The sequence below is a fragment of the Novosphingobium sp. AP12 genome (assembly GCF_000281975.1).
Taxonomy (GTDB): Bacteria; Pseudomonadota; Alphaproteobacteria; order Sphingomonadales; family Sphingomonadaceae; genus Novosphingobium.
In genome coordinates this window covers 17,479-29,061 of record NZ_AKKE01000173.1, presented here as the reverse complement: position 1 = coordinate 29,061, position 11,583 = coordinate 17,479, and the positions used below count along the sequence as shown (strand labels likewise).

Below are 11,583 nucleotides of genomic sequence, written 5' to 3'. Positions count from 1 at the left end.
ATTATCAACGACCTGAAGTTTTACTTGATCCGGGTCCAGGTCTGGGTCTTGCACAAGGGCCAGACGATGCAGCCCTTCAGCTTGAGCGTGTCGGCGCCGGCCGGGGTGATGGTGGCCTTGTAGGTGCCGCCGTCCTCGGGGTTGTAGATCGAACCGCCGGTCCAGACGCCCTTTTCCAGCGTGAAGCCGCCGAGGATCTGGAGGCCCTTGAGCCGGCGGTCGCGCTTGGTGGTGTCCTTGTTGGCGACGTCCCGCAGGTCGGGGTTGGTCCTCAGGTGCTCGGAGGACAGCAGCTTGCCGCAGAGCGACGCGCCGCAGCGGGCGATCTCGACGCTGCCGTTCTTGGCAGGGGTACGCCAGGTGCCGACGACCGAGTCGCCCTCGGCTGCATAGGCAGGCGTGAGCGCGGCGGCGCCGGCGGCAACCAATGCCAGCGCCAGGTGTTTCATCACGTGCATTTGAGCGACCTCTCCATCTCTCTACCCGTGTTCGCTTGTGCGCCAGAACCCGCCCCTTTCACGAAGGTGGCTGTTCGATCCTGACCCGAACAAGAATCGGTCTAAACCAAAATTTGCTTGACGTATAGGGAAAGATTCGCACCTTTAGGGAAGACGTTCACGAGGAACGAGGATCGCAACGGATTCGGTATCAACCGAGCCGGTCCGCCCATGGAGAGAATGCATGCAAAGCGTCGTGATTGCGGGGTATGCCCGCTCGCCCTTCCACCTTGCCGGCAAGGGTGCTCTGGCCCGCGTCCGCCCCGATGACCTCGCGGCACAGGTGATCCGCGGCCTGATCGCGAAGACCGGCGTCGAGCCTTCCGACATCGAGGACATCATCGTCGGCTGCGCCTTCCCCGAAGGCGAGCAGGGTCTCAACGTCGCGCGCCTGATCGGCCTGCTGGCGGACCTGCCGATTTCGGTCGGCGGCATGACGGTGAACCGCTTCTGCGGCTCGTCGATGAGCGCCATCCACACGGCCATGGGCCAGATCGCCATCGGTGCGGGCGAAGTGTTCGTCTGCGCGGGCGTCGAATCGATGAGCCGTGTGCCGATGATGGGCTTCAACCCGCTGCCCAACCCCGCGCTCGCCAAGAAGAGCGCCGTCTACATGGGCATGGGCGAGACAGCAGAGAACGTCGCCACCCAATACCAGATCCCGCGCGCCGAGCAGGAAGCGCTGGCGGTGGAGAGCCAGAAGAAGGCCGCCGCCGCACGTGAAGGCGGCCGCCTGACCGACGAGATCGTCCCCATCGAAACCAAGGGCGGCACCGTCTCGGAAGACGGCACCATCCGCGCCGAAACCACCGCCGAGGCGCTCGCCGGGCTCAAGCCCGCGTTCGATGCGGCCGGTTCGGTCACCGCCGGCACTTCCTCGCCGCTGACCGACGGCGCCAGCGCCGTTCTCGTCACCACCGAGGAATACGCGCGCGCCCATAACCTGCCGATCCTCGCCCGCATCAAGTCGGTCGCCATCTCCGGCTGCGCGCCCGAGACGATGGGCCTCGGCCCGATCCTCTCGAGCCAGAAGGCGCTCGAGCGCGCCGGCATCACCGCCGCCGACCTCGACGTGGTGGAACTCAACGAAGCCTTCGCCAGCCAGGCGCTCGCCTGCATCAAGGACCTCGGCCTCGACCGCGCCAAGGTGAACATCGACGGCGGCGCCATCGCCATCGGCCACCCGCTCGGCGCGACCGGCGCGCGCATCGTCGGCAAGGCGGCCTCGCTGCTCAAGCGCGAGGGCGGCAAGTACGCGCTCGCCAGCCAGTGCATCGGCGGCGGGCAGGGCATCGCCACCGTCCTGGAGGCCGTGGAATGAGCGACAACACGATCAAGAAAGTCTGCGTCATCGGCGCGGGCACAATGGGCGCAGGCATTGCGGCGCAGGTCGCCAATGCCGGCGTGCCCGTGCTGCTGCTCGACATCGTCCCGAAGGATGGGGCCAACCGCAACGCCATCGCCGAGGGCGCGGTGGCCAAGATGCTCAAGACCGAGCCTGCGCCGTTCATGAGCAAGTCGGCGGCCAAGCTGGTCGAGACCGGCAACATCGAGGATCACCTTGAAAAGGTCGCCGAGTGCGATTGGGTGATCGAAGCGGTGATCGAACGCCTCGACATCAAGCAGGGCCTCTACGCCAAGCTCGAAGCGGTGAAGCGCGAGGGCACGGCGGTGTCGTCCAACACCTCGACGATCCCGCTCGGCCAGCTGGTCGAGGGGCGTTCGGAGGCGTTCAAGCGCGACTTCCTCATCACCCACTTCTTCAATCCGCCGCGTTACATGCGGCTGATGGAGATCGTCACCGGTCCGTCGACCGACAGCGCCGTTGCCGCCAAGGTGAAGCAGTTCGCCGACGTCGCCATGGGCAAGACCGTGGTCACGGCCAACGACACTCCGGGCTTCATCGCCAACCGCATCGGCACCTACTGGATTCAGCTCGGCCTCAACGCCGCGTTCGACATGGGCCTGACCGTGGAGCTGGCCGACGCCATCGCCGGCAAGCCGATGGGCGTGCCCAAGACCGGCATCTTCGGCCTCGTCGACCTCGTCGGCATCGACCTCATGCCGCACCTGCAGGCCAGCCTCACCTCGACGCTGCCCGAGGGCGACCTCTACCACGGCATCGCCCGAGAAATCCCGCTCATCACCAAGATGATCGGCGAGGGCTACACCGGCCGCAAGGGCAAGGGCGGCTTCTACCGCCTGAACAAGGAGGTCGGCCGCCGCAAGGAAACCATCGACCTTGCGACCGGCGAATACCGCCCGACCATCACGGCGCAGGGCCCGCGCGGCGCGGCTTCGCGGGGCGATCTCAAGGCGCTGGTCGAGAGCAAGGGCGACATCGGCGCCTATGCCTGGGCCGTGCTGGGCGCCACGCTCGCCTACGCCGCCAGCCTCGTGCCGAGCGCCGCGTCGGACTTGGTGTCGATCGATGACGCGATGAAGCTGGGCTACAACTGGAAGGCCGGCCCGTTCGAGATGATCGACGTGCTCGGCGCCAAATACCTCGCTGATCGCCTCGCCGCAGAAGGCAAGGCCGTGCCGGAAATCCTCACCGTTGCAGGGGACCGGACGTTCTACCGCATCGAAAACGGCAAGCGGCAGTACCTCGCCCTTGACGGCGAATATCGCGATATCGTGCGCCCCAAAGGTGTGTTGCGGCTGGCCGATATCAAGCTCGCCTCCAAGCCGCTGCTCAAGAACGGTTCCGCGGCGCTGTGGGACGTGGGTGACGGCGTCGTCTGCCTTGAATTCACCGGCAAGATGAACGCGCTCGACGGTGACGTCATGAAGCTCATCGTCGAGGCCATCGGCCTGGTGAAGGCGCAGTACAAGGCGCTCGTCGTCTACAACGACGCCGACAGCTTCTCGGCCGGCGCCAACCTCGGCCTCGCGCTCTTCGCGCTCAACATCGCGGCGTGGAGCGAGATCGAGAAGCTCGTGGCGGGCGGGCAGATGGCTTACAAGGGCCTGAAGTACGCGCCGTTCCCGGTGGTCGGCGCGCCCGCCGGCCTCGCCGTCGGTGGCGGCTGCGAGATCCTGCTCCACTGCGATGCGGTGCAGGCCCATGCCGAGCTGTACACCGGCCTCGTCGAATGCGGCGTCGGGCTGATCCCTGGCTGGGGCGGCAACGGCGAAATGCTCGATCGCTGGCAGAAGAACAAGATGATGCCGGAGGGCCCGATGCCAGCGGTCGCCAAGGTGTTCGAGACGGTCTCCACCGCCACGGTCTCGAAGTCGGCGGCGCAGGCGAAGGAACTGCTGTTCCTGCGCGAGAGCGACGCGATCACCATGAACCGTGACCGTCTGCTCTACGACGCCAAGCAGAAGGCACTGTCGCTGGTCGAGGGCTACACCCCGCCCGAGGCCCCGCACTTCCGCCTGCCGGGCGAGAGCGGCCGCGTGGCGCTGGGCATGGCGGCCGAGGGCTTCCACAAGCAGGGCAAGGCGACCGACTACGACATGGTCGTCTCGGACGCGCTGGCGAACGTGCTCTCGGGCGGCGAGGCGGACCTCGTCGACACCGTGACCGAGCAGGAACTGCTCAAGTTGGAGCGCGAGACCTTCATGCGCCTGGTGCGCGAGCCGCGCTCGATCGCCCGTGTCGAGCAGATGCTCGAAACCGGCAAGCCGCTGCGCAACTGAAGACTAAGGGGCGGCGCCCGGTTCAGCCGGGGCCGTCCGAGGAGAGTGACAAATGCAGGTCTATGAAGCGCCCTTGCGCGACATGCGGTTCGTGATCCACGAACTCCACCAGGACGACGGCTTCGGCAATATCGAGGCGCTGTCCGAATTCACCCCCGACCTCGTCGACGCTGTGCTCGAGGAAGCGGCGAAAGTCGCGCAGGAAGTCCTGCTGCCCCTCAACCGCTCGGGCGACATCGAGGGCTGCGTGCTGGAAAATGGCGTCGTGCGAACGCCGGGGGGCTTCAAGGAAGCCTACGACCTGTTCCGCGAGGGCGGCTGGTGCGCGCTGGCGTCCGATCCCGAGTGGGGCGGGCAGGGCCTGCCCGAGACGGTCAACAAGATGACCGAGGAGATGATCTGCTCCTCCAACCTCTCGTTCAGCCTCTACCCCGGCCTGACCCACGGTGCGACCACAGCGATCGAGGGCTATGCCAGCGACGAACTGAAGCAGGCCTACCTGCCCAAGATGGTCTCGGGCGACTGGTCGGGCACGATGTGCCTGACGGAACCGCACTGCGGCACCGACCTCGGCATGCTGCGCACCAGGGCGGTCACGCAGGATGACGGTTCGTACAAACTGACCGGCTCGAAGATCTTCATCTCGGCGGGCGAGCACGACCTGACCGAGAACATCATCCACCTCGTCCTCGCCCGCCTGCCGGACGCGCCCGAGGGCGTGAAGGGCATCAGCCTGTTCCTGGTGCCCAAGTACCTCCCCAAGGACGACGGCACTCCCGGTCCGTCGAACGGCGTGTCAGTGGCGGCGATCGAGCATAAGATGGGCCTCAAGGCCTCGGCCACCTGCCAGCTCAATTTCGACGATTCCATCGGCTGGCTGGTCGGTACGCCGCACAAGGGCATGGAAGCCATGTTCAAAATGATGAACACCGAGCGCGTCTCGGTCGGCGTCCAGGGTCTCGGCATCGGCGAGGCGGCGTATCAGTCCGCCGTGTACTACGCGAAGGACCGCCTGCAGGGCCGCTCGCTCTCGGGCGTCAAGAATTCCTCCGGCCCCGCCGATCCGATCATCGTCCACCCCGACGTGCGCCGCATGCTGATGACCATGCGCGCCTACAACGAGGGCTGCCGGGCGATGACCGGCTGGGTCAGCCGCGCGCTTGATGCCGAGCGTTATTCGACCGACCCCGAGGTCAGGCAGCGTGCCACCGACTTCATCGCACTGATGACGCCGGTGGTGAAGGCGCTGTTCACCGACCTCGGCTACGAGAGCGCCAACCTCGCGGTGCAGGTCTACGGCGGCCACGGCTACATCGCCGAGAGCGGCGTCGAGCAGTACGTGCGCGACGGCCGCATCGCCATGATCTACGAGGGTACCAACGGCATCCAGGCGCTGGACCTCGTCGGGCGGAAGCTGCCCGCGAACATGGGCCGCAACCTGCGCAGCTTCTTCCACCCGGTCTCGCAGTTCATCGAGGCGAACAAGGCCGACGCCCAGTTCAAGCCGATGATCGAGGCCAACAAGTCGGACGCGCAGTTCAAGCCGATGATCGAGGCGCTGGAAAAGGCGTTCGGCGCGCTCCAGCTCTCCACCGCGACGATCGCCCAGAAGGGCATGAAGGACCCCGAGGAAGCGGGCGCGGCGGCGACCGACTACCTGCGCCTCATGGGCCTCGTGGCGATGGCTTACTGCTTCGCGCAGTCCGCGCTGATCGCCCGGGACAAGCTGGCGGGCGGCACCGAGGAAGTGGGCTTCTACAAGGCCAAGCTGACGACCGCCCAGTTCTACTTCGACCGCATCCTGCCCCAGGCGACCACCGCGTTCCTGGCGATCAAGTCGGGCAAGGCCTCGATGATGGCACTGGACGCGGCGGCTTTCTGAGGAGCCAGTAATAAACCTGCACGCGTCATTCCCGCGAAGGCAGGAACCCAGCTGATGATCCTTCGGGTCGCACCGGCATCGGATGGGTCCCCGCCTTCGCGGGGATGACGAAAGAGGGAGAGGGCTGACGCGCGCGGTTTGCACTCTCCCTTTCATCTCTCACGAAACACTTTGCGCCGGGCGTGGACAAGCCCGCGTGCAGCCTGCAAGGTCCCTTCTCGAGAATGGCCAGCGGTCTCCGCTTTCGCGGTGACGATGTGGGGGAATATGATGTCCGCAAGCCTGGCCGCCGCGCCGCCACTCACCGACGCCATGCGCCTGCGCGCGATCGTGGCGGGTTCGGCGGGCAATCTCATCGAGTGGTACGACTTCTACGTATACGCCTTCACCGCGCTCTACTTCTCCTCCGAGTTCTTCCCCAAGAGCGATCCGCTGGTGCAGATCATGGCGACCAGCGGCATCTTCGCCGTCGGCTTCCTGATGCGCCCCTTCGGTGGCTGGTATTTCGGCCGCTATGCCGACCGCAAGGGGCGGCAGGCGGCCATGGTGGTCTCGGTGCTGATGATGGGCGCGGGTGCGTTGCTGATCTCGGTGCTGCCGACATATGCGAGCATCGGCGTGGCGGCTCCGGCGCTGCTGCTGGTTGGCCGCATGCTGCAGGGATTCTCCACCGGCGGGCAGTACGGCACTGCCGCCACGTACCTTAGCGAGATCGCCGGGCCGAAGCGGCGCGGCTTCTGGTCCTCGTTCCAGTACGTCACCCTGATCGGCGGGCAATTGAGCGCGACGCTGGTGATCCTCGTGCTCCAGCAGGTCTTCGGCGATGCGGGGATGAAGGCGTGGGGCTGGCGCATCGCCTTCGCCATCGGCGCCGTCGCCGCCGCCTGCATCGTCCTCCTGCGCGATCATATGCACGAGACCGCCAGCGCCGCCGACCGCGAGGGCGAGCATGCCGGCAGCCTCGCCGAGCTGTTCCGCCATTCGACCCGCGCCTTCCTGATCGTCGCCGCGCTGACGGCGGGGGGCAGCCTGATGTTCTACTCGTTCACCACCTACATGCAGAAGTTCCTGGTGCTGACCGTGGGCATGACCAAGGAGGCCGCGACCCTGCTGATGACGGTGGTGCTGATCGTGTTCATGGTGCAGCAGCCGCTGATGGGCCTGCTTTCGGACCGGATCGGCCGGCGCACCAACATGATCCTGTTCGCCGCTCTCGGAGCGCTCTGCACCCCGTTCCTGTTCGGCGCGCTGGCCACGGCGCAAAGCCCGCTCGCCGCCTTCCTGCTGATCGCAGCGGGGCTGACGATCTGCAGTTTCTACACTTCCGTCAGCGGGCTGTTCAAGGCGGAGCTGTTCCCCGTCCACGTCCGCGCGCTGGGCGTGGGGCTCGCCTATGGCATTGCCAACGCGGCGTTCGGCGGGACTGCGGAGAACGTCGCGCTGGGCTTCAAGCAGTACGGCATGGAGCACGGGTTCTACTGGTACGTTTCGGCCTTCTGCGTCGTTTCTTTGGTGGCCGCACTGATGCTTCCCGACACCCGGCGCGACAATCCGCTCGACCGCTGATGCGGGGTACTATATCTGTCGGTGCATAGAACTTTACGTCACGTTGAGTTCTGCTCATCGCGGCATGCAATCTGCGCGCCATGGCTTTGTGCAACCAAGGCGCCCAGATTGGGTTGATGGGCACATAGGGACGCGTCTTGGGCAAGCAGGGCGCGGCGGGTCGCGGCAATCGCCGTGCCCATTCCCGACAAAGGAACATCACCATGACGGAAGGATACGGAGCGATCTCTCGGCGCGACGTTCTCAAGACCAGCGCGGCCGGAGCGGCCCTCGCAGGTTCCATCGGCCCCGGCGGCGTGGCTCTCGCTCAGGCGGAGGCCTCCGCGCCCCCGCACGCGCCGGTTCGCATGAAGGTCAACGGCAAGGCAGTCAGCCTCGACCTCGACACCCGCACCACGCTGCTCGACGCCCTGCGCGAGCACCTGCACCTGACCGGCACCAAGAAGGGCTGCGATCACGGCCAGTGCGGCGCCTGCACGGTCATCGTCGACGGCCGCCGCATCAACTCGTGCCTCACCCTCGCGGTGATGCACGAAGGGGACGAGGTGACCACGATCGAGGGTCTTGGCACTCCAGGCAACCTGCACCCGATGCAGGCCGCCTTCGTCGAGCATGACGGCTTCCAGTGCGGTTATTGCACGCCCGGCCAGATCTGCTCGGCCGTCGCCGTGCTCGAGGAAATCCGCGCCGGCATTCCCAGCCACGTCACCGACGACATCGGCAAGGCACCCGCCATGACCACCCACGAGATGCGCGAACGCATGAGCGGCAACATCTGCCGCTGCGGCGCCTACTCGAACATCGCCGAGGCCATGGCGCAGGTCGCAGGAGTCAAGGCATGAGGCCCTTCACCTACGAACGCGCGGCCAGCGCGCAAGACGCCGCCGCCAAGGCCGCGGCAACCCCGGGCGCCAAGTTCATCGCCGGCGGCACCAACCTGCTCGACCTGATGAAGCTGGAGATCGAGACTCCGACGCACCTGATCGACGTCAACGGTCTCGGCATGGACAAGATCGAGCCGATCGACGGCGGCGGCCTGCGCATCGGCGCTCTCGTGCGCAACACCGACCTCGCGTCGGACAAGCGCGTGCGCAGCGACTACGGCGTGCTCACCCGTGCGCTCGTGGCGGGCGCCTCGGGCCAGCTGCGCAACAAGGCGACGACGGCGGGCAACCTGCTCCAGCGGACCCGCTGCCCCTATTTCTACGACGTCAACATGCCCTGCAACAAGCGCAAGCCCGGCTCGGGCTGCGCCGCGATCGGCGGTTTCTCGCGCCAGCTTGGTGTCGTCGGCACCAGCGACGCCTGCATCGCCACGCACCCCAGCGACATGGCGGTCGCCATGCGCGTGCTCGACGCCTCGGTCGAGACGATCCGCCCCGACGGCACCACCCGCGCGATTCCCATCGCCGACTTCCACGTGCTGCCGGGCCAGACCCCGCAGACCGAAACCGCGCTGGAAAAGGGCGAGATGATCATCTCGGTCGCTCTTCCCAAGCCGCGCGGCGGCACGCATATCTACCGCAAGGTTCGCGACCGCGCGTCCTACGCCTTCGCGCTGGTCTCCGTCGCGGCTGTGATCGGGCGTGACGGCAAGGGCGCCGTCGCGATCGGCGGCGTGGCTCCCAAGCCCTGGCGCGAGGCCGAGGCCGATGCCCTGCTGCCCAAGGGCGCAGGTCCTGTCGCCGACCGCCTGTTCGCCGACGCTGCCCCGCGCGAGGACAACGCGTTCAAGATCATGCTGGCGAAGCGCACCATCGCTTCCGTCATCGCCGAGGCCAGAGACGCATGAAGTTCGAAACACCCGCAGGGACCAACCCGATCGACCGCATGACGGTGGTCGGCAAGCCCACCACCCGCATCGACGGCCCGCTCAAGGTCAGCGGCGGCGCGACCTATGCCTACGAGCATCAGGACGTGCCCGGAAAGATGGCCTACGGCTATATCCTGGGCTCCGCCGTCGCCAAGGGCGCTATCCGCTCGATCGACACTTCCCGCGCCGAACGCGCGCCGGGCGTGGTTGCGGTGGTGACACACCGCAACGCCGGCAAGCTGGGCAAGGGCAAGAACAACACCGCGAAACTGCTCGCCGGACCGGAAGTGCAGCACTACCATCAGGCCGTCGCCGTGGTCGTCGCCGAGACCTTCGAGCAGGCCCGCGCGGCCGCCGCGATGATCGACGTCGACTATGCGCGCGACGGCGGCCGGTTCGACCTCGTCGCCGCGAAGACGGACGCGAAGGAGCAGCCGGGCTCGGACGCACCGACCGCCGTCGGCGACTTCGAAGGCGCCTTCGCCGGCGCCCCGGTGCAGGTCGACCAGACCTACACGACCCCCGACCACAGCCACGCGATGATGGAGCCACACGCGACCATCGCCGCGTGGGAAAGCGACAAGCTCACCGTCTGGACTTCCAACCAGATGATCAACTGGAGCCTCAAGGACCTCGCCGCGACGATGGGCATGCCGGTCGAGAAGCTGCGGCTGATCTCGCCCTACATCGGCGGCGGCTTCGGCGGTAAGCTGTTCCTGCGCGCCGATGCGCTCATGGCGGCACTCGGCGCGCGCGCGGCGAAGCGCCCCGTGAAGGTGGCACTGCAGCGGCCGCTGATGACCAACAACACGACCCACCGCCCCGCGACGCTCCAGCGTATCCGCCTCGGCTGTACGCAGGACGGCAAGATCAGCGCGATCGGCCACGAGAGCTGGTCGGGCGATCTCGAGGGCGGCGGGCTCGAAGTGGCGGTGCAGCAGACCAAGCTGCTCTACGCCGGCGCCAACCGCATGACCGCGATGCGCCTCGCCGTGCTCGACCTTCCCGAAGGCAACGCCATGCGCGCGCCGGGCGAGGCGCCGGGCCTGATGGCGCTGGAAATCGCCATCGACGAGATGGCCGAGAAGCTGGCCATGGATCCGGTCGCCTTCCGCGTCCTTAACGACACCCAGGTCGATCCCGAAAAGCCCGAGCGGCCGTTCTCGCAGCGCAATCTCGTGCGCTGCCTCCAGGATGGTGCGGAACGCTTCGGCTGGAGCCGCCGCAAGGCCAAGCCGGGCCAGGTCCGCGACGGCCGCTGGCTGGTCGGCATGGGCGTGGCGGCGGCGTTCCGGAACAACATCAACGGAAAGTCGGGCGCCCGCGTCAGGCTCAGTTCGTCCGGTGAAGTCACGGTCGAGACCGACATGACCGACATCGGCACCGGCACCTACACCATCATCGCCCAGACCGCGGCCGAGATGATGGGCGTGCCGCTCGCCAAGGTGGTGGTGAAGCTGGGCGACAGTTCGTCCCCCGTCTCGGCCGGTTCCGGCGGGCAGTGGGGTGCCAACAGCTCCACGGCGGGCGTCTACGCCGCCTGCGTCAAGCTGCGCGAGGCGGTCGTCGCCAGGCTCGGCTTCGGCCCCGGCGAGGCGGTGTTCGAAAACGGCAAGGTCCACGTCGGCAACCGCTCGGCGGATATCGCCAGCGCCGCGAAGTCGGGCGAGATCGTCGCCGAGGACACGATGGAATATGGCGACCTCGCCAAGAAGTTCCAGCAGTCCACCTTCGGCGCGCACTTCGTCGAAGTGGCGGTCGATCGCTACACCGGCGAGGCGCGGGTGCGGCGGATGCTGGCGGTCTGCGCGGCGGGCCGCATCCTCAACCCGATGGCGGCGCGCAGCCAGGTCATCGGCGCGATGACCATGGGCGTGGGCGGTGCGCTGATGGAGGAACTCGCGGTGGACAAGCGCTTCGGCTTCTTCGTCAACCACGACCTCGCGGGCTACGAAGTGCCGGTCCATGCGGACGTGCCGCACCAGGACGTCGTGTTCATCGACGAGGCCGACGACAAGGTCTCGCCGATGAAGGCCAAGGGCGTGGGCGAACTGGGCCTTTGCGGCGTCGGCGCGGCAGTGGCCAATGCGGTCTACAACGCCACCGGCGTGCGCATCCGCGAATACCCGATCACGCTCGACAAGTACCTCGACCGGCTGGGCGAGGTGGCCTGAACGGCC

The 11,583-nt window shown here is 67.1% G+C and carries 8 protein-coding genes; 7 read left to right on the top strand and 1 reads right to left on the bottom strand.

What is annotated here, in order from left to right; genetic code table 11:
• Positions 1-20: 20 nt before the first annotated feature.
• A complete protein-coding gene (locus PMI02_RS24535) occupies positions 21-458 on the bottom strand; it encodes a DUF2147 domain-containing protein (RefSeq protein ID WP_007688127.1) in 438 nt (145 codons plus the stop codon).
• 223 nt (positions 459-681) lie between these two features.
• On the opposite strand from PMI02_RS24535, the gene PMI02_RS24530 reads away from it, so the two are divergent.
• The 7 genes from PMI02_RS24530 (at position 682) to paoC (ending at position 11,577) form a co-directional block, all read left to right on the top strand.
• Positions 682-1,818 carry a thiolase family protein gene (locus tag PMI02_RS24530; RefSeq protein ID WP_007688124.1) on the top strand — a complete coding sequence of 379 codons (1,137 nt, stop codon included), beginning with the start codon at positions 682-684 and terminating at the stop codon, positions 1,816-1,818.
• On the top strand, positions 1,815-4,142 hold the full coding sequence (locus tag PMI02_RS24525; protein ID WP_007688121.1) for a 3-hydroxyacyl-CoA dehydrogenase/enoyl-CoA hydratase family protein: 2,328 nt from the start codon (positions 1,815-1,817) through the stop codon (positions 4,140-4,142). The genes PMI02_RS24530 and PMI02_RS24525 overlap by 4 nt, the downstream gene beginning before the upstream one ends.
• A gap of 52 nt (positions 4,143-4,194) precedes the next feature.
• The gene (locus PMI02_RS24520) at positions 4,195-6,024 is read left to right on the top strand and encodes an acyl-CoA dehydrogenase C-terminal domain-containing protein (RefSeq protein WP_007688119.1); all 1,830 of its coding nucleotides are present in this window, start codon (positions 4,195-4,197) and stop codon (positions 6,022-6,024) included.
• A gap of 270 nt (positions 6,025-6,294) precedes the next feature.
• On the top strand, positions 6,295-7,590 hold the full coding sequence (locus PMI02_RS24515) for an MFS transporter (protein ID WP_007688117.1): 1,296 nt from the start codon (positions 6,295-6,297) through the stop codon (positions 7,588-7,590).
• A 203-nt stretch (positions 7,591-7,793) separates the two neighbouring features.
• On the top strand, positions 7,794-8,432 hold the full coding sequence (paoA, locus tag PMI02_RS24510) for an aldehyde dehydrogenase iron-sulfur subunit PaoA (RefSeq protein WP_007688115.1): 639 nt from the start codon (positions 7,794-7,796) through the stop codon (positions 8,430-8,432).
• Entirely contained in the window at positions 8,429-9,382 is a 954-nt protein-coding gene (locus tag PMI02_RS24505) for a xanthine dehydrogenase family protein subunit M (RefSeq protein WP_007688113.1), read from the top strand. Before paoA ends, PMI02_RS24505 begins: the two co-directional genes overlap by 4 nt.
• A complete protein-coding gene (gene paoC, locus PMI02_RS24500; protein ID WP_007688112.1) occupies positions 9,379-11,577 on the top strand; it encodes an aldehyde oxidoreductase molybdenum-binding subunit PaoC in 2,199 nt (732 codons plus the stop codon). The genes PMI02_RS24505 and paoC overlap by 4 nt, the downstream gene beginning before the upstream one ends.
• The last annotated feature ends 6 nt before the right edge of the window (positions 11,578-11,583 follow it).

Excerpts from the sequence above, each read along its gene's own strand:
- PMI02_RS24530 (WP_007688124.1), top strand. The coding sequence starts at position 682 with ATGCAAAGCGTCGTGATTGCGGGGTATGCCCGCTCGCCCTTCCACCTT.
- PMI02_RS24520 (WP_007688119.1), top strand. The coding sequence starts at position 4,195 with ATGCAGGTCTATGAAGCGCCCTTGCGCGACATGCGGTTCGTGATCCAC.
- PMI02_RS24515 (WP_007688117.1), top strand. The coding sequence starts at position 6,295 with ATGTCCGCAAGCCTGGCCGCCGCGCCGCCACTCACCGACGCCATGCGC.
- PMI02_RS24505 (WP_007688113.1), top strand. The coding sequence starts at position 8,429 with ATGAGGCCCTTCACCTACGAACGCGCGGCCAGCGCGCAAGACGCCGCC.
- paoA (WP_007688115.1), top strand. The coding sequence starts at position 7,794 with ATGACGGAAGGATACGGAGCGATCTCTCGGCGCGACGTTCTCAAGACC.
- PMI02_RS24525 (WP_007688121.1), top strand. The coding sequence starts at position 1,815 with ATGAGCGACAACACGATCAAGAAAGTCTGCGTCATCGGCGCGGGCACA.
- PMI02_RS24535 (WP_007688127.1), bottom strand. The coding sequence starts at position 458 with ATGCACGTGATGAAACACCTGGCGCTGGCATTGGTTGCCGCCGGCGCC.
- paoC (WP_007688112.1), top strand. The coding sequence starts at position 9,379 with ATGAAGTTCGAAACACCCGCAGGGACCAACCCGATCGACCGCATGACG.